Origin of the sequence: Corynebacterium senegalense, from assembly GCF_900411315.1 — a bacterium.
In the GTDB taxonomy this organism is placed as follows: Bacteria; Actinomycetota; Actinomycetes; order Mycobacteriales; family Mycobacteriaceae; genus Corynebacterium; species Corynebacterium senegalense.
Genome location: NZ_LS990887.1, coordinates 129,566 through 149,173, shown reverse-complemented (window position 1 = coordinate 149,173; position 19,608 = coordinate 129,566). Strand labels below are relative to the sequence as shown.

The 19,608-nt window shown below is 68.5% G+C and carries 23 protein-coding genes; 3 read left to right on the top strand and 20 right to left on the bottom strand.

Going from position 1 to position 19,608, the window contains the following annotated elements; translation table 11 throughout:
• Positions 1-16 precede the first annotated feature (16 nt).
• The 4 genes from carA to pyrR are packed head-to-tail and all read right to left on the bottom strand — an operon-like array spanning position 17 to position 3,944.
• Positions 17-1,162 carry a glutamine-hydrolyzing carbamoyl-phosphate synthase small subunit gene (carA, locus tag DYZ02_RS00745; protein ID WP_115684555.1) on the bottom strand — a complete coding sequence of 382 codons (1,146 nt, stop codon included), beginning with the start codon at positions 1,160-1,162 and terminating at the stop codon, positions 17-19.
• Between the two features lie 19 nt (positions 1,163-1,181).
• Positions 1,182-2,459 carry a dihydroorotase gene (locus DYZ02_RS00740; RefSeq protein ID WP_115684554.1) on the bottom strand — a complete coding sequence of 426 codons (1,278 nt, stop codon included), beginning with the start codon at positions 2,457-2,459 and terminating at the stop codon, positions 1,182-1,184.
• Complete coding sequence (locus tag DYZ02_RS00735; RefSeq protein WP_115684553.1) at positions 2,460-3,380, bottom strand: aspartate carbamoyltransferase catalytic subunit; 921 nt, start codon at positions 3,378-3,380, stop codon at positions 2,460-2,462.
• On the bottom strand, positions 3,381-3,944 hold the full coding sequence (gene pyrR, locus DYZ02_RS00730; protein WP_115684552.1) for a bifunctional pyr operon transcriptional regulator/uracil phosphoribosyltransferase PyrR: 564 nt from the start codon (positions 3,942-3,944) through the stop codon (positions 3,381-3,383).
• A gap of 203 nt (positions 3,945-4,147) precedes the next feature.
• Between pyrR and DYZ02_RS00725 the strand changes: the two genes are divergently transcribed.
• Genes DYZ02_RS00725 through DYZ02_RS00715 form a run of 3 tightly spaced genes read left to right on the top strand, consistent with a single transcriptional unit; the run spans position 4,148 to position 5,470 of the window.
• Complete coding sequence (locus tag DYZ02_RS00725; RefSeq protein WP_115684551.1) at positions 4,148-4,534, top strand: NADPH-dependent FMN reductase; 387 nt, start codon at positions 4,148-4,150, stop codon at positions 4,532-4,534.
• A gap of 17 nt (positions 4,535-4,551) precedes the next feature.
• On the top strand, positions 4,552-5,031 hold the full coding sequence (locus tag DYZ02_RS00720) for a type III secretion system chaperone family protein (protein WP_342767212.1): 480 nt from the start codon (positions 4,552-4,554) through the stop codon (positions 5,029-5,031).
• Positions 5,021-5,470, top strand: coding sequence for a YbjN domain-containing protein (locus DYZ02_RS00715; RefSeq protein ID WP_115684549.1), 450 nt, complete (start codon positions 5,021-5,023; stop codon positions 5,468-5,470). Before DYZ02_RS00720 ends, DYZ02_RS00715 begins: the two co-directional genes overlap by 11 nt.
• Before the next feature lie 3 nt (positions 5,471-5,473).
• Here DYZ02_RS00715 and DYZ02_RS00710 read toward each other — a convergent pair whose 3' ends face one another.
• The 16 genes from DYZ02_RS00710 to ruvX form a co-directional block, all read right to left on the bottom strand.
• Complete coding sequence (locus DYZ02_RS00710) at positions 5,474-6,565, bottom strand: 2,3-butanediol dehydrogenase (RefSeq protein WP_115684548.1); 1,092 nt, start codon at positions 6,563-6,565, stop codon at positions 5,474-5,476.
• A 595-nt stretch (positions 6,566-7,160) separates the two neighbouring features.
• Entirely contained in the window at positions 7,161-7,922 is a 762-nt protein-coding gene (locus tag DYZ02_RS00705) for an ATP-binding cassette domain-containing protein (RefSeq protein WP_115684547.1), read from the bottom strand.
• A 3-nt stretch (positions 7,923-7,925) separates the two neighbouring features.
• The gene (locus tag DYZ02_RS00700; RefSeq protein ID WP_115684546.1) at positions 7,926-8,966 is read right to left on the bottom strand and encodes an ABC transporter permease; all 1,041 of its coding nucleotides are present in this window, start codon (positions 8,964-8,966) and stop codon (positions 7,926-7,928) included.
• Positions 8,963-9,955, bottom strand: coding sequence for a substrate-binding domain-containing protein (locus tag DYZ02_RS00695; protein WP_115684545.1), 993 nt, complete (start codon positions 9,953-9,955; stop codon positions 8,963-8,965). The genes DYZ02_RS00700 and DYZ02_RS00695 overlap by 4 nt, the downstream gene beginning before the upstream one ends.
• A gap of 111 nt (positions 9,956-10,066) precedes the next feature.
• Positions 10,067-10,924 (bottom strand): PPK2 family polyphosphate kinase, encoded by an 858-nt coding sequence (locus DYZ02_RS00690; protein WP_115684544.1) that lies wholly within the window; start codon positions 10,922-10,924, stop codon positions 10,067-10,069.
• 84 nt (positions 10,925-11,008) lie between these two features.
• Complete coding sequence (gene nusB, locus DYZ02_RS00685; RefSeq protein WP_115684543.1) at positions 11,009-11,542, bottom strand: transcription antitermination factor NusB; 534 nt, start codon at positions 11,540-11,542, stop codon at positions 11,009-11,011.
• On the bottom strand, positions 11,542-12,105 hold the full coding sequence (gene efp / locus DYZ02_RS00680; RefSeq protein WP_115684542.1) for an elongation factor P: 564 nt from the start codon (positions 12,103-12,105) through the stop codon (positions 11,542-11,544). Before efp ends, nusB begins: the two co-directional genes overlap by 1 nt.
• Before the next feature lie 52 nt (positions 12,106-12,157).
• A complete protein-coding gene (locus DYZ02_RS00675) occupies positions 12,158-13,249 on the bottom strand; it encodes a M24 family metallopeptidase (protein WP_115684541.1) in 1,092 nt (363 codons plus the stop codon).
• Positions 13,236-13,682 carry a type II 3-dehydroquinate dehydratase gene (gene aroQ / locus DYZ02_RS00670; RefSeq protein ID WP_115684540.1) on the bottom strand — a complete coding sequence of 149 codons (447 nt, stop codon included), beginning with the start codon at positions 13,680-13,682 and terminating at the stop codon, positions 13,236-13,238. The genes DYZ02_RS00675 and aroQ overlap by 14 nt, the downstream gene beginning before the upstream one ends.
• Positions 13,679-14,743 carry a 3-dehydroquinate synthase gene (gene aroB, locus DYZ02_RS00665; RefSeq protein ID WP_115684539.1) on the bottom strand — a complete coding sequence of 355 codons (1,065 nt, stop codon included), beginning with the start codon at positions 14,741-14,743 and terminating at the stop codon, positions 13,679-13,681. The genes aroQ and aroB overlap by 4 nt, the downstream gene beginning before the upstream one ends.
• A 40-nt stretch (positions 14,744-14,783) precedes the next feature.
• Positions 14,784-15,368, bottom strand: a complete 585-nt coding sequence (locus DYZ02_RS00660) for a shikimate kinase (RefSeq protein WP_115684538.1) — start codon at positions 15,366-15,368, stop codon at positions 14,784-14,786.
• On the bottom strand, positions 15,361-16,578 hold the full coding sequence (gene aroC / locus DYZ02_RS00655) for a chorismate synthase (RefSeq protein ID WP_115684537.1): 1,218 nt from the start codon (positions 16,576-16,578) through the stop codon (positions 15,361-15,363). Before aroC ends, DYZ02_RS00660 begins: the two co-directional genes overlap by 8 nt.
• Positions 16,579-16,591: 13 nt before the next feature.
• Complete coding sequence (locus DYZ02_RS00650) at positions 16,592-16,999, bottom strand: prepilin peptidase (RefSeq protein ID WP_115684536.1); 408 nt, start codon at positions 16,997-16,999, stop codon at positions 16,592-16,594.
• Between the two features lie 23 nt (positions 17,000-17,022).
• On the bottom strand, positions 17,023-17,847 hold the full coding sequence (locus DYZ02_RS00645; protein ID WP_115684535.1) for a shikimate dehydrogenase: 825 nt from the start codon (positions 17,845-17,847) through the stop codon (positions 17,023-17,025).
• Positions 17,844-18,995 carry an endolytic transglycosylase MltG gene (gene mltG / locus DYZ02_RS00640; protein ID WP_115686302.1) on the bottom strand — a complete coding sequence of 384 codons (1,152 nt, stop codon included), beginning with the start codon at positions 18,993-18,995 and terminating at the stop codon, positions 17,844-17,846. Before mltG ends, DYZ02_RS00645 begins: the two co-directional genes overlap by 4 nt.
• Before the next feature lie 5 nt (positions 18,996-19,000).
• Entirely contained in the window at positions 19,001-19,489 is a 489-nt protein-coding gene (gene ruvX / locus DYZ02_RS00635) for a Holliday junction resolvase RuvX (RefSeq protein ID WP_115684534.1), read from the bottom strand.
• Positions 19,490-19,608 lie beyond the last annotated feature (119 nt).

The window sequence follows — 19,608 nt, the reverse complement described above, 5'->3', positions numbered from 1 at the left end:
GCGTTTCCTCTCCTGGTTAGTTCTTGTTCGGGCTGTGGTTGTCCATCAGGTCAATGAACTGGTCGAACAGCGGGTTGGCGTCGTGGGGGCCGGCGGCGGACTCGGGGTGGTACTGCACGGAGTAGGCCATCCCGCTTTCCAGGGCGACGCCCTCGACCACGTCGTCGTTGAGGCAGGTGTGGGTGACCACGGCGGGGCCGAAGTCGGTGTCGAAGCTCTCCCCTGCCGTGCCCTTCAGTGCGAAGCCGTGGTTCTGGCTGGTGATGTCGATCTTCCCGGTGAGGTGGTTCTTCACGGGCACGTTGACGCCGCGGTGGCCGAACGTGAGCTTGTAGGTCTCCATGCCGAGCGCGCGGCCGAGGATCTGGTTGCCGAAGCAGATGCCGAACAGCGGCACCTTGTTCTCGATGACCTCGCGGGTCACGGCCACCATCTCGTCCGCGGTGGCGGGGTCGCCCGGGCCGTTGGAGATGAACACGCCGTCCGGGTTGTAGCGCGCGATCTCGGCGTAGGGGGTGTTGGCCGGCACGACGACGGTCTCGATGCCGCGCTTGGCAAAGTGGCCGGGGGTCGCCGACTTGATGCCCATGTCGTAGGCGACGACGGTGTACTTCTTCTCCCCCTCGGCGGCGATCGTGTAAGGCTCGTCGGTGGAGACCTCGCCGGCCAGGTCCGCGCCCGTCATCGCGGGCTGCTCGTTGACCTTTGCCACGAGCTTGTCGACGTCCTCGCGCGCCGCCTCCCCCGTGAAGATGCCCGCGGCGATGGAGCCGTAGTTGCGCAGGTGGCGCACGACGCTGCGGGTGTCCACGCCGTAGATGCCCGTGACGTCCTGGGCCTTCATCTCGTCTTCGAGGGAGCGCTCGGCGCGCCAGTTGGAGACGCGCTTGGCCAGGTCGCGGATGACCAGGCCGGCGACCCAGATGTTGGAGTCGTGGGACTCGTTATCCTCGTCGTTCCAGCCGGTGTTGCCGATCTGCGGGGCGGTCATCACCACGATCTGGCGGTGGTAGGAGGGGTCGGTCATGGTCTCCTGGTAGCCGGTCATGGCGGTGGTGAACACCGCCTCGCCGTAGACCTCGGCGGCGGAGCCGAAGGAGTAGCCGGGGAAGACCTTGCCGTCACCGAGAACGAGGACGGCGGGGATTTTCTGGTTGCTCATGTGGTGTCAGTCCTTTGGGTTAGTTCTCGATACGGTGGGTGATCCGGCCGCGCAGCATGGTGAGCTCGACGCGGGCCGAGAAGTCCATCCCCTCGTAGGGGGTGTTGGAGGCCTTCGAGGCCATGTCCTCGCCGACGGCGGTCCACGGCGCGTCCGGGTTGATCAGCGCCAGGTTGGCGGGTTCGCCCTCGGCGATGGGTCGGCCATGCTCGGCCAGCTTGAGGATCTCGGCGGGGCGCTCGCTCATCACCCGGGCGACGAAGCGCCAGTCGGCGAGGCCGGGCTCGACGAACACCTGGTGGACGACGGCGAGCGAGGTCTCCAGGCCCAGCATGCCGGGCTTGGCGTGCTCGAACTCGACGCACTTGTCCTCGGAGCCGTGGGGGGCGTGGTCGGTGGCCACGACGTCGATGGTGCCGTCGAGAAGCGCGTCGCGCAGCGCCTCCGTGTCCGTTTTCTCGCGCAGCGGCGGGTTGACGCGGAAGTTGCCGTCGTAGGTCTCCAGCTTGGCGTCGGTGAGTACCAGGTGGTGCGGGGTCACCTCGGCGGTGACCGTGATGCCCTGCTCCTTCGCCCAGCGCAGCAGGTCGACGGTGCCATTGGTGGAGGCGTGGCAGATGTGCAGGCGCCCGCCGTAGTCGCGCGTCATGATGACGTCGCGGGCGACGATGGACTCCTCCGCGACACGCGGCCAGCCGCGCAGGCCGAGCCGCGCCGCGGTCTCGCCCTCGTGGGCGCAGGCTCCCTCGGTCATGCGGTGGTCCTCGGCGTGCTGCGCGAGCAGGACATCGTAGGCCTTCGCGTACTCGATGGCGCGGCGCATGATCTGCGGGTCGTTGACGCACTTGCCGTCGTCGGAGAACATGCGCACGTGCGAGCGGCTCATCAGGCCGATCTCGGTGAGCTGCTCCCCCTTGAGGTCCTGGGTGATGGAGCCGACCGGGTAGACGTCGCAGGCGCCGTAGGCCTGACCCTTCTCCCACACCGCGTCGGCGAGGAAGGGCTGGTCGATAACCGGGCTGGTGTTGGCCATGGTGAACACGGCGGTGAAGCCGCCGCGGGCGGCTGCGTCGGAGCCGGTGGCGATGGTCTCGGTGTCCTCGCGGCCGGGCTCGCGGAGGTGGACGTGCATGTCCACGAGGCCGGGCAGCGCGACGTTGCCGCGGCCGTCAATGACCTCGTCGACCCCCTCGCGGTTGAGGTCAGCGCCGATTGCGGCGATGACGCCGTCGCGAACGAGAATGTCCGCGGTGTCCTCGCCGTAGGGGCGGACGTTGGTGATCAGGGTGGTTGCCATTTAGCTTTCCTCTCCCGCCAGAAGGGTGAACAGGACGGCCATGCGGGTGTACACGCCGTTGGAGACCTGCTGGAGTACGGCGGTGTTGTCCCGGTCGGCCACGTTGAAGTTGATTTCCATGCCGCGCAGCATCGGGCCCGGGTGCATGATCACGGCGCCGTCCTTGAGACGGTCGGCGCGTTCGCGGCTCAGGCCGAACAGCGTGGCGTACTCGCGGTGCGAGGGGAAGAACCCGCCGTTCATGCGCTCGGCCTGGACGCGCAGCATCATCACCACGTCGGCCGCGGCGAGCTCGGCGTCGAAGTCGGCGGTAACGCGCGCCGGCCAGTGCTCCACGCCCTGGGGCAGAAGCGTCGGCGGGGCCACGAGGACCACCTCCGCGCCGAGGGCGGAGAGCAGGTCGACGTTGGAGCGGGCGACGCGGGAGTGCAGGATGTCTCCGACGATGAGCACCGTGCGTCCCGCGACGTCGCCGACCTTCTGGCGCATGGTGACGGCGTCGAGAAGCGCCTGCGTCGGGTGCTGGTGCTGGCCGTCGCCCGCGTTGATGATGGAGGTCTCGGGAAGCCAGGTGGTGAGCAGCTGCGCCGCGCCCGAGGCCGGGTGGCGCATGATCACGGCGTCGGCGCCGATCGCGGCGAGGGTCGAGGCCGTGTCCTTGAGGGACTCGCCCTTCTTCACCGAGGACGACGAGGCGGAGATGTTGATCACGTCCGCGCTCATCCACTTGCCGGCCGTCTCGAAGGAGGCGCGGGTGCGGGTGGAGTTTTCGTAGAAGAGGGTGAAGATGGTGCGCCCGCGCAGCGTCGGGAGCTTCTTGATCTCGCGGCCCTCGAGCGCCTCGCGGAAGCGGTCGGCCTCGTCCATGATGCCGACGATCTCCTCGCGGGAGAGGTCCTTGATGTCGATGAGGTGTTTCATTTAGGGGATCTCCCGGGTCAGGGTGACGGCGTCGGCCGCGTCGAGCGGGGTGAGGGTGACGTCCACGTCCTCCCCCTTCGCCGTGGGGATGTTCTTGCCCACGTAGTCGGCGCGGATGGGCAGCTCGCGGTGGCCGCGATCGACGAGCACGGCGAGCTGGATGGCGCGGGGGCGGCCGACGTCGCGCAGCGAGTCGAGCGCGGCGCGGATCGTGCGGCCGGAGAAGAGGACGTCGTCGACGAGGATGACCACGGAGCCGTCGATGTCCTCGGGGATGCGCGTGGGCAGAAGCGCACGGTGCGGCTTGTCGCGCAGGTCGTCGCGGTAGAGGGTGACGTCGAGGCTGCCCACGGGCACCTCGCGGCCGGAGAACTCGGAAATGGCGGCGGCGATGCGCTGCGCCAGGGGAACCCCTCCGGAGGGGATGCCGAGGAGGATCACGCGCGGCGCGTCCTCGGAGTCCAGCGCCGTTTTTTCTATGATCTGGTGGGCGATGCGTGCAATGGTGCGCGCGACGTCGTCGGCGTTCAGTAGGTCGACCGTCGAGCGGTTCGTTGTACTCATCGGACCTCCTTCCCCGCCTCTCTGTGCGGAATTTAAAGGATGTCGAATCTGATTGGTGCGTCCCAGCCTGGGAGGCTGCATCCGAGATTAGCACCCCGCCCTGACACGCGCGGAAGAGATCCGCGGGCTCCCGCGTTGAGCAGGTTGTTAACGTGTCACCTACACGCACGTTGCTTCACTGGACGCACCCGAAGGGACCCCCCATGCGCATCGGAATCATCCTCGGCTCCACCCGCGAAGGCCGCATCGGCGAGCCGATCGCCCGCTGGATCGACTCCCTGGACGGCTTTGTCTTTGTCACCCCCGAGTACAACCGCTCCGCGCCCGCCCCGTTCAAGAATGCCTTTGACACCCTCGGCGAGGAGTGGCAGGCCAAGCCCGTGGCCTTTGCCGGCTACGGCTACGGCGGCGGGGTCAACTCGGTGCGGGCGTGGCGCCAGATCATCGGCGCGTTCGCCATGCCCGCGACCGAGAACGACCTCTCATTCAGCCTGGCCAAGGAGGTGCGCGACGGCGAGTTCGTCCCCGGGTCCGGCCAGGAGAAGAACGTCAACGCGGTGCTCGGCGAGCTCGAGGCGCTCCTGCGCTGACATGTAGAGTCGGACGGGTGAGTCACGACAAGCCCAACGAGCCCTTGAATGAGCCATTGAATGAGCCTGGCCCCGTCGATCTCGCGGCGGTGGCCGCGATCCTCGACGAGGAGAATCTCGAGTACCGCGTCGAGGGCGCCATCCTGCGCACCGGCTTCGTCAACGCCGCGATCGTTGTCGCCCTCGACGGCACCGACCTCGTCTTCGAGGCCGTGTGGCGCGGAGAGTTCCCCGTCGAGATGGCCTCCCAGGTGCTCTTCGCCTGCAACGAGCACAACCAGACGCACTTCGCCCCCACGCTGCGTTTCTTCGAGAAGGGCCCCCAGCACCTCGCCGTCAGCGCGATCCGCACGATGGACGTCTCCCGCGGCGCCTCGTTCAACCAGCTCGGCGCCTTCGTGGTCAGCTCCATCGAGGCGACCCTGCAGGCCTTCGACTACCTGGCCGTCACGTTCCCGACCCTGGTCAACTGGGAGGAGCCCCACAATGAGCACTAGCACCGCCACGCAGGTCACCGTCGACCGCATCATCGCCGCGATGGCGAGCCACGGGGTCGAGCTTTCCGACGACCCCTCCGGCCGCGTCGCCCGCTGCAACCTCAACGGCCTCAACGTTCTTTTTGTCCTGCTGGACTCGGTGCTCATCGTGCGCGCCGACACGGAGACCGACGTCGCCTCCAATACCCCCGACGCCACGCTCTACCTCAGCGCGAACCAGCTGAACTCCACGATGCTCGGCGCGCGGGCCATCGTGGTCAACCGCGCGGAGAACATCATCGTTCGCACGGAGGCGGAGCTGCCTGTCGGGGCAGGCCTCAACGACGACCAGCTCGCCGCCGCGCTCAAGCGCGCCGTCGACGGCGTGGTCCACGGGCAGGACGCCATGAAGGCCCTCTCCGAGTCCATCGCCGAGCAGCGCGCCACCGACAACTCCTAAGGGCTACAGCCCCTCGCCGGAGGGCGAGACCAGGATCTTCACCGCGGTCTCGTTGCGGTTAATCAGCGTGTCGAAGCCCTCGTCGATGAGCCCGTCGAGGCCGATCTTTCCGGTGATGAACGGCTCGAGGTTGACCTTCCCGTCTGCGACGAGCTGGATTGTCGCCGGGTGGGAGTGGGCGTAGGCGATCGTGCCGCGCATGTCGATCTCCTTCATCACCACCTTGTGGATGTCCAGGTCGGCGTGCTTGGACCAGATGGACACGATCACGATGACGGCGCCCGGGCGGACGGCGTCGAGAAGCGTGTCGAGCACCGCCTGGACCGAGGTGCACTCGAAGGCGACGTCGGCACCCGCGCCGTCGCTAAGCTTGCGGACCTCCTCGACCACGTCTACCTCGGCGGGGCTGAGGGCGTAGTCCGCGACCCCCGAGTCGAGCGCCTTCTCGCGGCGCAGCGGGGACAGCTCGGAAATGACCACGGTGGCGCCGAACGCCTTGAGCACCGCGGCGGTGAGCAGCCCGATCGGGCCTGCTCCGCCGACGAGGGCGATCTTGCCCTTCGCCGCCTCCTCCGAGGCGAAGCCCGCGCGCTCCACGGCGTGGTACCCGACCGAGAGCGGCTCGATGAGCGCGGCCTGATCCAGCGGGATGGAGTCCGGAATCTTGTGGATCCAGCGGCGCTTGACCACGATGTTCTCCGACAGCCCGCCGCCACCACCGCCGAGGCCAATGAAATTCATGTCCTGCGACAGGTGGTAAAAGCGGTTGTCCTCCGATGTGTCCACGTCATCGCGGATGAGGTACGGCTCGACGACAACGTGGTCGCCCACCTGGAGGTCGTCAACCCCCTCCCCGACTTCCTCAACGACGCCCGACATCTCGTGGCCCAGGGTGACCGGGGCATCCTCGCCGCTGATCGGGTGCGGGTGGCCGTGGGGAGGGATGAAGATCGGCCCCTCCTTGAACTCGTGCAGGTCGGTGCCGCAGATGCCGCACCACGCGACCTTCACGCGCGCGGTCCCGGGCTTCAGCTCCTGGGGGTCGATGTCTTCGATGCGGATATCTTCACGGTCGTAGTAGCGAGCAGCCTTCATGGTTTTCCTCCAACCTCTCTCGGCGACTGGTGACACCATTAAGTCTACCCATCTTTTGCTCTCAGGCTCGTCGCTTGTCGACGCCACGAGATCGCGCCGGTGGAGGCGGTAGGCGCTAAATGAGTCCCCAGTGCGGAGTCCGCAGGCGTCCAGTCATCGCTCCGAAAAGTCTGGAATGCAGAGTCCCGCACAACCAGAAGACCCGACCCGACAGCCCGCAAGAGCGAGGCGAATAGACCGGTGCACCCATCTCGAGGGTCCGCAAGGCGGAGTCTGCAGACTGCCACTTCTACACCCGGGAAAGTCCGCAATGCGGACTCCGCGAGATATTCCTTTCCACTCCAAGACATCGCGAGCAACCAGTCGGTTACCCTGGCACGTTCGCATTGGAGAGTCCGCAGACTGCCACTCTTTCGCCCTGAACAGTCCGCAATGCGGAGTCCTCGAACGCCCAGCCGGACATCGCGAAAAGTCTGCAATGCAGAGGATGCAGACTTCCTCTCACTCACCTGGGAAAGTCCGCAATGCGGAGTCCGCAGACCGCCAGCCACTCACCCTGAAAAGTCCGCAATGCGGACCCCGATCACGAACCGCGTCAGTCCCGTTGAAGTTCGTGGCTCAACGCATCGAGCTCGCCGCCTCCCGCCATCTGGCGGGTGAGTTCGTCGAGGGTGACTTCGGATCTCGGGGCGTCGAGTTCCGGGCGGCCCAGTTTGAGGATGGTGAAGTGGTCGCCGACGAGGTAGGCGTGGTGGGGATTGTGGGTGACGAGGACGACGGCGATGCCGCGGTCGCGGGCGGCGGCGATGAACTTGAGCACCACCCCGGACTGCTTCACGCCGAGGGCGGCGGTCGGCTCGTCGAGCACGAGTACGCGGGCCCCGAAGTAAACGGCGCGGGCGATGGCGACGACCTGTCGCTGACCGCCGGAGAGGTTGCCGGCTTCCACGTTGACGTCGGGGATCTCGATGCCCATCTCGCGCAGCTGCTCGGCGCAGATGCGCTTCATCTCGGCCTCCTTGAGGGTGCCGAGCGTCCCGGTGAGTTCCTGTCCGAGGAAGAAGTTCCGCCACACGCTGAGCTCGTCGACGATGGCGAGCGTCTGGTACACGGTGGCGATGCCCGCGTCGAGAGCGTCGCGCGGTGAGGAGAAGGCGGCGGGTTGGGCGTCGATAAGCATGTCTCCGCTGGTCTGGGTGTGCAGGCCGGCGAGAATCTTGATGAGGGTGGACTTGCCCGCGCCGTTGTCGCCGAGGACGCAGGTGACCTCGCCGCTGCGGACGCTGAGGTTGACGCCGCGCAGGGCGTCGAAGCTGCCGTAGGACTTGGTGATGTCGCGAAGTTCGATGATCGGCATGGGCTACCTATTCTTCGTGTAATTGGCGAAGGACGTGTTGGTGAACACCGCGAAGAGCAGCATCGCCCCGAGGAAGAACTTGAACCAGTCGGGGTTCCATCCCGCGTAGACGATGCCCTGGTTGGTCATGCCGAAGATCAGCGCGCCGATCGCGGTGCCCACTGCCGTGCCGCGCCCGCCGGTCATGGAGCACCCGCCGATGACGGCGGCGATGATGTAGAGGAACTCGTTGCCCACCCCCTGCCCGGCCTGGATGGAGTCGAAGGCGAACAGCGTGTGCATGCCGACGAACCAGGCGGCGAAGCCGACGAGCATGAACAGGGCAATTTTCACCCCGCGCACGGGCACACCCACCGCGCGCGCTGCGTCCTGGTCGCCGCCCACGGCGGTGATCCAGTTGCCGAACTTCGTGCGGAACAGCAGGAAGGAGGCCAGCGCCACGAAGGCGATCCACCACAACACCGTCACGCTTATGCTCACACCACCGACGTGGAAGGACCCGGCGAAGAAGGCCCGGGCGGAGTTGAAACCCTCCATGTCGGAGATCGACGGGGTGGCCACCTGCCCGGTGACGAGTTTGGTCACCGCCAGGTTGAGGCCCTGCAGCATGAGGAAGGCGGCCAGGGTGATGAGGAAGCTGGCGATGCCCGTGCGGGCGACCAGCACCCCGTTGAGCGCGCCGATGGCCAGCGAGACCACCAGGGCGAGCGCCGCCCCCACCCAGGAGTTGAGGTGCAGGTTGTAGTTGAGCATCGTGGCGGCCAGAGCCGCCGTGGTCACGGCCACGCCGGAGGAGAGGTCGAACTCGCCGCCGATCATCAGCAGCCCCACCGCGAGCGCCACGATTCCGAGCGTCGAGCTGGCGTAGAGGATCGTCGCCATCGCCTCGAAGGAGCGGAAAGCGGGGGCAACGGTGAGGAAGAGGATGAAGATCGCGACGAATCCGAGGAGGCTGGCCAGCTCCGGGCGGCGGATCAGCTTCGCCAAGCCCGTGTGGGTGCGCAGCCTGTCCTCGGGCGCGGTGTCCTGCGGAGAGACGGTCATCGCAGGCCCGCCTTTGCGGCCTCGGAGATGGTCTCCACGTTCGACGAGTCCACAAAGCTCGGGCCCGTGTACACCGGCTGGCCGCCGCCGAAGGTGCCGCCGTTGCGCTTGGCCACCCAGAGGGAGTCGACGGCGAGGTAGCCCTGCAGGTAGGGCTGCTGGTCGACGGCCCAGGCGACGCGGCCGTCGGCGATGGCGTCGACAAGCTCGGCGTTGGTGTCGAACGTGACCACCTGCGCCGCCGCGCCCGCCTGCTTGACCGATTCCACAGCTCGCAGCGCGACGGGGGCCTGGAGCGCGAAGACGGTGTCGAAGCTCGGGTCCTGCGCGAGCTTCGACTTGATGGTCGCCTGCACCGAGGTCAGGTCCTGGCCGTTGACGTAGAGCAGCTCGACGCCGCCGCCGAGGCCCTTGCCGACGCCCGCGCAGCGCTCCTCCTGGGAGGAGTTGCCCTGCTCGTGGATGACGCACAGCACCTTCGACTTGCCCTCGGACTTCAGGCGCTCGCCCGCCGACGTGCCGGCGACTGTCTCGTCCTGCCCGAAGAAGCCGCTCATCCCGTAGCTGGCGTACTCCTTCATCCCCGCGTTCAGCCCGACGGTGGGGATGCCGGCGTCGACGGCTTTCTGCGCCGCCGGCCCGATCGCCTCGGCGTTCGGCATGGTCACCGCGATGCCGTCCACCCCGGCGTCGACCGCGGAGCGGACCAGGTTCGCCTGATTGGGCGCCTGCGGGTCGGAGGAGTAGCGCAGCTCGATGTTGTCCTTCTTCGCCGCCTCCTCCGCGCCCTTGCGCACGAGGTCCCAGTAGGTGTCGCCCGGGGCTCCGTGGGTGACCATGGCCACCACGTAGCGCGGGGTGTCCACTCCCCCGGCGGTCTCACCGCCCTCGGTGCTCCTCGGCGCGCCGCCCGTCGAGGAGCAGGCGGCGGCGAGGGAAACAGTGGCAGCGAGGGCCACGGCGGTGACGGTTTTCGATATGTTCAGCACGCACTGATAGTGACCCACCTCGTTTACGCACGTCAAACGGCACGCGCGCCTTCTGAACCGATACAGACGGCGTGAGCAGTGGCTTCCGCGGGCGCGGACCCACCCCCGCCGCTAGGAGCGCTCGAGGCGACGCAGCTCCTCCGTGGGGTCGAAGTCGGCCTCGGGCCAGGTGAGCCCGAGCGAGCTGAGGGCGTCGTAAAGCAGTGTCTTGACCACCGTCCGGCAGTATTTCTTGTTGTCGGAGGGCACGCAGTACCACGGGGCATCGCTTGTCGACGTCCTCGTCAGCGCCACCTGGTACGCCGCCATGTACTGCGACCACAGGGCGCGATCATCGATGTCGCCCGGGTCGTACTTCCAGTGCTTCGACGGGTTCTCGATCCGCTCCCGCAGGTTCTCCTTCTGGAAATCCCGCGAGATGTGCGCCATCACCTTGACCACGCCGGTGCCGCGGGCGGCGAGCTGCTTTTCAAAGTCCACGATCGCGCCGTAGCGCCGCTCGATCTCCTCCGGCGGCGCCATCTGCTTCACCCGCTGCACGAGGACGTCTTCGTAGTAGGAGCGGTCGAACACCGAGACCTGCCCCGGCTGGGGCAGGTGCGACTCGACGCGCCACAGGAAATCGTGCTGCGCCTCCTCCTCGGTCGGGCGCCCGAACGCCTTGACGTGCACGCCCTGGATGTCCATGACCGAGCCGATCGCGTGCTTGATGATGCCACCCTTGCCCGACGTGTCCATCCCCTGCAGCACCAGCAGCACCGAACCGGTGTCGCCCCCGCCGGCCCGCCCGTTGGCGTAGAGGCACTCCTGAAGCTCCTCCAGCTTGGCGTCGTAATGGGAGAACGCCTCGTCCAGCGCGGCTGCGTCCCCGCTCGGCAGCCCCGGCGTCGAGGCCGGGTCAACGTCGGCGATCTGGAAGGACGGGCCCACCGCCAACTTCCTCGCCTCCTCCACCGTCACCTTGGCCATGTCCATCTCCTTGCAGGTCTCGGGTTGGCACCGCGCTCGCGCGGCATGAAAAAAGTGCCCACGCTGAGGTGGGCACTGTCCATGTTAGAGCTCCGGGGAGTCGGCGACGATCTCCCCGAGCACCGGATCCGGCTCGCGGGCTGCTTCCGGCTCAGTGGACGGCTCAGTCGCGGGTGCGTCCGCGGAGCTCCACTGGATGATGTCGTCGAGCACCGCGTGGATGTACGGCGGGGCCGAGTTGTCGGCGTACGCCGTGGCCATCTCGAGCGCGTTCGCGATCGCGATCGGCGGCTCGACTTCGTCGTTGAACAGGATCTCCCACGTGGCAACCCGCAGGATCTGCCTGTCGACAGCCGGCAGGCGGTCGATCTCCCAGTTCTCGGAGAGGAAGCGTTCGATCGCGTCGTCGATGTCGTCGAGCTGCTCGGCCGCGCCGGCGATGATCTGACGCGTGTACTCCGCCACCGGAGCCACCGCGTTCTGCGGGTCCTTGGACAGCTCCGTGCGGTCCTCAACGATGGCCACGGGGTCCATGTCGCGCGTCTCCGCCTCAAAGAGGATGTCCACCGCGCGGCGCCGGGCGCGGTAGCGGGCGCCGTGTCGCTTGTAGTCAGGCATTAGTTGTTGACGCGGGAGAGGTACTCGCCGGTACGGGTGTCCACCTTGACCACGTTGCCGGTCTCGAGGAACAGCGGAACCTGGATCTCGGCGCCGGTCTCCAGGGTGGCTGGCTTGGTGCCGCCGGTGGAGCGGTCGCCCTGCAGGCCCGGCTCGGTGTGGGAGACCTTGAGGTCGACGGAGATGGGCAGCTCGGCGAAGAGGGCGTCGCCGTCGTGGAAGGACACCTGGACGCGCATGTTCTCCAGCAGGAAGCGGGCGGCGTCGCCGAATTTCTCCTCCGGCAGCTCGAACTGCTCGTAGGTCTTGTCGTCCATGACGACGTAGTTGGTGCCGTCGTTGTACAGGTAGGTCATGTCGCGGCGGTCCACTGTGGCGGTCTCGACCTTCACGCCGGCGTTCCACGTCTTGTCCACCGTCTTGCCGGAGACGACGTCCTTCAGCTTGGTGCGCACGAACGCGGGGCCCTTGCCCGGCTTGACGTGCTGGAACTCCACGATCTGCTGAAGCTTGCCATCGACCTTCAGCACCAGGCCGTTCTTGAAATCAGCGGTAGTTGCCACTGGGTACCTTCCTTACAGGGAGACGAACGTATGCAAACAGCACAATCCTACATCACAGAATCATAAGTTCTTTCGGCCACTCTGTGATAACGCGTGGGGCGCCCGAGGTGATGATGAGCGTGTCCTCGATGCGCACCCCACCCTCGCCGGGGATGTAGATCCCCGGCTCGATGGTGAGCGTCATGCCCTCGGCGAGCTCGCCCCGCCCGGTTCGCGCCGCGGAGGGGGCCTCGTGCACCTCCAGGCCGATGCCGTGGCCCGTCGAGTGGACGAAGTACTCGCCGTAGCCCGCCTCGTCGATGATGTCGCGGCACGCCTTGTCGACGTCCACGAGCGCCGCCCCAGGCACCGCCGCCTTCACCCCGGCCAGCTGCGCGGCCAGCACAACCTCGTAGATCTCGCGCAGCCGCGCCGGCGGCTCGCCGATGGCGAAGGTGCGGGTCATGTCGGAGTTGAAGCCCAACCGGTGGGCGCCGAAGTCGATGGTCACCAGGTCACCCTCGGTGAGGGTGCGGTCGCCGGCGCTGTAGTGCGGCAGGGCGGAGTTCGGGCCGGAGGCGACGATCGTGTCGAAGCTGACGTGCTCCGAGCCGAGCAACCGCATGCGGTACTCCAAATCCGCCGCGACCTCGCGCTCGGTGCGGCCGGCGCGCAACTCGCCCGCCTCGACCAGCTCGTCGAGCGCCCGGGTGGCAAGCGCCGCGACCTCGCTCAGCCTGGTCAGCTCGAGCGGGTCCTTGACCAGGCGGATGCCCTCGATCACCCCGCTGACGGGCACGAGGGACACCCCCTCCGGGCAGGCCTTCTCGAGCTCGCGGAGCTGGTTGACGCTGACGTAGTCCGCCTCGTAGCCGACGCGGTGGCCCTCCACGACCTCGCTGAGCAGGACCGGGGCGACCTCGCGGGTGATCCTCGCCTCGATGTCGGGGACCTCCTGGGCGACCTGTGTGAGGTAGCGCCCGTCGGTGGCGATCGCCGCCGTGCGGTCCTTCGACACCAGCAGCGCCGCGTTCGAGCCCGAGAAGCCGGACAGGTAGCGCACGTGGACCAGGTTGGTCACCACCATGTCGTCGATGCGCTGCGCCGCCAGCTCGCTGGCGAGTTTGCGCCGGCGCGTCTCGAAGCGGGTGTCAGCCATTCCCATTGTTCCTCCTTGCGAAAAATTGCAGAGCGAGTTCGTAGCCGTCGACGCCCAGCCCCGCGATCACCCCGAGAGCGATCGGCGAGAGGTAGGAGTGGTGGCGGAACTCCTCGCGGGCGTGCACGTTGGAGATATGCACCTCCACGAACCCCGGCCCGTCGGCGACCTCGGCGAGCGCGTCGCGCAGCGCGACCGAGGTGTGGGTGAACCCGCCCGGGTTAATCACCACCGCCCAGCTGTTGTCGGCTGCCTCGTGGGACCAGTCGATGAGGTCGCCCTCGTGGTTCGACTGACGGCACTCCACCTCGACGCCGAGGGCCTCGGCGCGCGCCTCGATGCGGCCCACCACGTCGGCGAGGGTGGTCGACCCGTACACCTCGGGCTGCCGCTTGCCCAGCCTGTTCAGGTTGGGCCCGTTGAGCACCAGGACCTTCACGCCGGAGTCCCCTCCGAGATTGCCTCGTAGGCGGCGCGCATTTCCTCCACCGTCGCGTCCTCCAGGCGGGCGCACTGGCCCAGCCCGCGCAGGACGACGAAGCGGATGCGCCCGTCGCGGTTCTTCTTGTCCCGCGTCATCGCCTCGTACAGCTCGTCGAAAGCGCCCGCCTCGTAGCTGGTGGGCAGGCCCACCAGCTCCAGGATCTCTCTGTGGAGGTCGAGCAGGGTGGCGTCGATAAGCCCGCGGTTGTGGGCGAGGTGCGCGACGAACATCATCCCCACCGCGACGGCGTCGCCGTGGCGCCAGGTGTAGTTCTCCCGCAGCTCGATCGCGTGGCCGAGCGTGTGGCCGTAGTTGAGAATCTCGCGCAGCCCCGACTCCTTCAGGTCCTGGCCCACGACGCCCGCCTTCACCGCCACCGAACGGCGCACGAGCTCCTCCCAGTTGCGCTCCGCGCCCTCGCGGTAGAGCTCAAGGATGCGCGGGTCCGCGATGAAACCCGTCTTGATCAGCTCCGCGGAGCCCGCCACCGTCTCCTCCTCCGGCAGCGTGTGCAGGCGCTCCAGGTCCACGAAGACCGAGTCCGGCTCGTGGAACGCGCCCACGAGGTTCTTGCCCAGGGCGGTGTTGATGCCCGTCTTCCCGCCGACGGCGGCGTCGACCATCGCGAGCAGCGTCGTCGGCACCTGGATCACGCGGATGCCGCGCATCCACGTCGCCGCGGCGAAGCCCGCGAGATCCGTCGCCGCGCCCCCGCCGAGACCGACGACGACGTCCTGACGGCCGAACCCGGCCTCGCCCAGCGCGTCCCACAGCTGCGCCAGCACCTCGACGTTTTTGCCCGCCTCGGCGTCCGGCACGGGCAGAAGCAGCACCTCGAGGTTCGCCCCCTCCACCTCCCGGGCGATGTGGCGCGCCACCGCGGCCAGCGGGCGCTGGTGGATGATGGCCACCTTGCGCGCCCCGATCTCGCTGACGCGCTGCGCAACCCCGCTGGTCACGTTGTACCCGATGTGGACCTGGTAAGGGCTGGGCCCGTTGACCTCGACTACTGCCATGGCTGTCGCTCCTTGCTGTGTGGTTGTGAGCCGGGCCGGCTCAGAGAGACTCGATGATCCCGAGGACCTCCGCGACAACGCGCTGCGGCGGGCGCTCGTCGGTGCGGACGCGGAAGTCGGACACTTCGCGGTAGTACGGCTCCCGGGCGGCGAGCAGGTCGCGGTAGTGCTGCGCCGGGTCGGCGGCCGCGAGCACCGGGCGCGTCGTCTGCCCGGCGGTGCGCCGCACCCCCTCCTCGGGGCTGACATCGATCCACACCACGGTGTGCGGCTGCAGCAACGCGCGCGTCATCTCGTTGAGCACCGCTCCCCCGCCGAGACTGACAATGCCCCCCGTCGCCAGGGAGCGCGCCACGTAGGTTTCCTCCAGCTCTCGGAAGCCCTCCTCGCCGAGCTCGGAGTACACCTCGCCGCAGGGCTTGCCCTCGCCCTCTTCGATGAGGTTGTCCGAGTCGACCAGTGGCAAGTTCAGGGAGCTCGCCAACCGACGCCCAATCGTCGATTTCCCGGCGCCGGGCGGGCCGACCAGGACGACGCGGGGGCGGGAATGGACGACGGCCGAGGTGGCGTCGTCAAGCTCGCACTCTTCGTCGAGCGGATCCTCGTGCGCGGGACGCTCAAGCATGATCTCCTCCGAAGGCCAGGCGGTCCGAAACATACTCATTGTACGAGGAAACCGCGCGGCGAACCTCCTCCAGGCTGTCTCCGCCGAACTTCTCCAGCACCGCGCGGGCGAGAACGAGCGCGACCATCGCCTCCGCGACGACCCCGCCGGCGGGGACCGCGCACACGTCCGAACGCTGGTGGATGCCTGTCGCCGCCGCGCCGGTGGACATGTCGACGGTGCGCAGGGCGCGCGGGACTGTCGAGATCGGCTTCAGAGCCGCGCGGACCCGCAGCTGTTCGCCGTTGGTCATGCCACCCTCCAGGCCACCGGCCCGGTTGGTCACGCGGCGCACCCCGGCCTCGTCGCGCACCATCTCGTCGTGGGCAGCGGAACCGCGGCGGCGCGCCTCGGCGAAACCGTCACCGACCTCCACCCCCTTGACGGACTGGATGCCCATGAGGGCCGCCGCGAGCTGCGCGTCGAGGCGGTGCTCCCCGGAAATGTGGGAGCCCAGGCCGATGGGGAGGCCGTCGACGACAACCTCCACCACACCGCCCAGGGTGTCGCCGTCCTTCTTCGCTGCCTCGATCTGCGCAACCATGTCCTCCTCGCAGGCCTTTTCCCAGGCGCGCACAGGGGAGGCGTCGATAGCCTCGATGTCGGAAAACGCCGGGGCCGGGCCGTCGTAGAGGGCGGACTCCCCGATGGACACGACGTGGGAGAGGACCTCGACACCGAGGGCCTCGCGCAGGAAGGAGCGCGCCACGGCGCCGGCGGCCACCCGGGCCGCCGTCTCACGCGCGGAGGAGCGCTCGAGGATCTTGCGGGCGTCGTCGAAGCCGTACTTCACCATGCCCGCGAAGTCGGCGTGGCCCGGGCGGGGGCGCGTGAGCCGGGCACCACGCCCGGAGCTCATCGCCTTGGCCACCTCCGGGTCCCCGAGATCGAGCGGGGCGGGCGACATGATGGTGGTCCACTTCGGCCACTCCGTGTTGCCGATCTGGATCGCGATCGGGCTGCCCAGTGTCTGCCCGTGCAGGATCCCGGTGAGCAGCGTGAGCTCGTCGGCCTCGAACTTCATGCGGGCGCCGCGGCCGTAGCCCAGGCGGCGCCGGGCGAGCTGGTGGCCGATCTCCTCCGCGGTGACCGTCACCCCGGCCGGCATGTTCTCAACGAGCGCGACGAGCGCTTGGCCGTGGGATTCCCCGGCTGTAGTCCAACGAAGCATGGCGCTTATTGTGTCATAAGATCCCCCCGCTATAGCCCATTAGTGCGCACAACCAGGCGGCGGCGAGCATCGACGGGCCATGGGGCGCCCCGTCGGCCCGTGCCAGCGCCGCCGCGGCCAGGGTGAGCAGACTCGCGCCCGCGACCGCCGCCAGCACCCACCCCGGCCCGGCCAGCGCTGCGACCGCGACCCCCAGCGGCAGCGCCAGCTTGACGTCTCCGCCCCCGATGCCGCCCCGGGGCAGCAGGTAGAGCGCGGGCCAGGCCAGGCCCCACCAGCCGGCGGGCAGCGCGAGGCACGCCGCGAGCGCCGCCGCCCCCGCCGGCAGCGTCAGCGCGTCCGGCAGCCTGCGCTCGCGCAGGTCGAACGCAACGAGCGCCGCGCTCCACACGGCAGCGGCGACCAACCCCCCGATCAGCACGGGGGCGAGTCTAGGCGCGGGCCCTACGCCTCGCCAGCCGAGACGTGGGCGAAGAGCGCGGCGCGCATCTCCTCGCGCGGCGCGGGCACCCCGGTGAACTGCTCGAACTGCGAGTAGGACTGGGCGGCCAGCATGACCAGCCCGCCCACGGTCCGGTGCCCGTTCGCGGCGGCCGCGGTGGCCAAAGGCGTCGGCCAGGGGTCGTAGATGACGTCGACGACCGGCGCGTGGCCGAGTTCCTCCGCGTACGGGGCCAGCGCGGCGGCGGGCACGGTGGAGACGATCACCTCGGCTTCCATCGCCAAGCGCTTGATGTCGGCGTCGAAGCCGACGAAGTCGACCTCGGCCCCGCGAACGAGGGGCCGCACCTCGTTGGAGCGGTCGCTGCGGTTGAGCACGCAGAGCTTCTCGACGCCCCACGCCCCCAGCGTCCACAGCGCCGGGCGCGCCGTTCCCCCGGCGCCGATGACGAGGGCGTTGCGAACCGGGGCGCCGCCGAGCAGCTCGTCGAGCGCGCCCGCGATCCCCTCGCAGTCAGTATTGTCGGCGCGCCACCCCGCGCCCGTGCGCACGAGGGTGTTCGCGGAGCCGATCGCCCGGGCTCGCTCCGTCGATTCGCCCGCGAACTCAAGGGCCGCGAACTTCGCCGGCATGGTGACGGAAAAGCCGCGGAACTCATCCCCCGCCCCGGCGACCACGCCAGGCAGCTGCTCAGCCGTGCACTCGATGCGGGTGTACTCCCAGCCCTCAAGACCCGCCGCCCGGTAGCCGGCGTTGTGCAGCACCGGCGAGAGCGAGTGCGCGATGGGCGAGCCGAGGACGGCGGCGCGGCCGGCGACGCTGCTCATCGGCCGGAATCGAGGACGCCGGACTCCTGCGCCCGCCTGACGTCGTCGAGGTGCTGCTCGAAGGTGTCGTTGAACACGGTCGTGCCCTCCTTGTCCACGGTGACGAAGAACAGCCAGTTGCCCTCCGCGGGGTTCTCCATCGCCTCGATGGCCTCGATGGAGGGCGAGGCGATCGGGGTCTCCGGCAGCCCGTCCTTGGCGTAGGTGTTCCAGGGGGTCGGGCGCTTGCGGTCCTCGTCGGTGGTGGCCACCTCGACCGAGGTCAGGCCGTAGTTGACCGTCGAGTCGAACTCGAGGCGCATCGGCTCCTTGAGGCGGTTGAGGATGACGCGGGCGACCTTGTCGAACTCGCCCGCCGGCGCCTCGCGCTCGACCAGCGAGGCCGAGGTGAGCAGCTCGTAGGGAGACAGCCCGATCGCCTGGGCGCGGCCGACGATGTCGGTGGACTCATACTCCTTCGCGGAGCGGGTGATCAGGTCAGTGAGGATGGACTCGGCCGTCGCGCCGGGGTCGACGGTGTACTCGCCGGGGGCGATCAGCCCCTCGAGCCGCTTCGGGTCACCCGCGTGGGCGTTGACCGTCTCGAGCGCCCACGCCGGGACACCGAGCTGGGCCGGGTCGGCGTTCGCCGCAACGTTGTGCAGCTCCTCCGCGGTCACGCAGCCGGGCCTCGGGGTGTCGCCGCAGGAAACCTGCTGGATGAGCGAGAGGATGCCCAGCCGGGTCTGTCCCCCCACGACCGCGACGTCCATGAGCGTGGCGCCGCCGACGACCTGCAGCGGGGTGATCTTGTTCGCCGGGTCGAGCAGGGCCTCGACGGCGGCGTCGGCGCTCATCTCTTTCTGCAGCCGGTAGAAGCCAGGCTGGATGTTGTTGGAGTTGATGTCGCGCAGCGCGGCGGACTGGAACGCCGCGTTGGACTTGACCACGCCGAGCTCCTCCAGCTCCGGGCCGAGCAGGGAGACGTTGGAGCCCTCCTTGACCTCCACGACCTGCTCCTCGCCGTTGCCCGCGCCCCGGTAGTCTCCCCCGACGCCGTTGGAGCGCGCCACCGCGATCCAGGCGACGAGGCCGACGATGAGCAGTATCGACGCCACGAGTACCGCGGTGGAGCGGGTCCTCCGCCGGCCGTTGAGTCCGGAGCTCACGATTTTCACATCTCCTTAAGGTTGTTGTGTCGGCCATCGAGCCAGGACTGCAGGATCTCCACCGCAGCGGCTTGGTCGATGACCCGGCGCCCAGCCTTTTCGCTGACACCGGCGGAACGAAGGGCCTGAGTGGCGACGACCGTCGTCAGCCTCTCGTCGGCGAGCCGCACGGCGACGCCGCTGCGGCGGCGGATGCGGAAGGCGATCTCCTTGGCGTGCTTCACGCTGACGGAGCCGTTGCCCTGCAGGTCGCGCGGCAGACCGACGACCACCTCGACCGCCCCATACTCCTCCACCAGGTGGAGGAGGCGCTCGATGTCCGCCCCGTCTCGATCCTTGAAGCCCGTCACGCGCTTGACGGTTTCCACCGGCATGGCCATCCTGGCGTCCCGGTCGGAGACCGCCACCCCGATGCGCACGGTGCCCACGTCAATGCCCAGTCGCCGCCCCTGACCGGGGTCGTCGACGCCCGGCGTGTCGGGCTGCACTTTCATGGGCTCATCCTTTGCGGCTCGGTGGTGGGCGCGCTGGCCGCATGACGGGCAGCGAAGCGACAGTTTTCACGGGTGAAACAATGACGGTCGGGTACCCACGCTAGCGGGCGGGCGCTGTC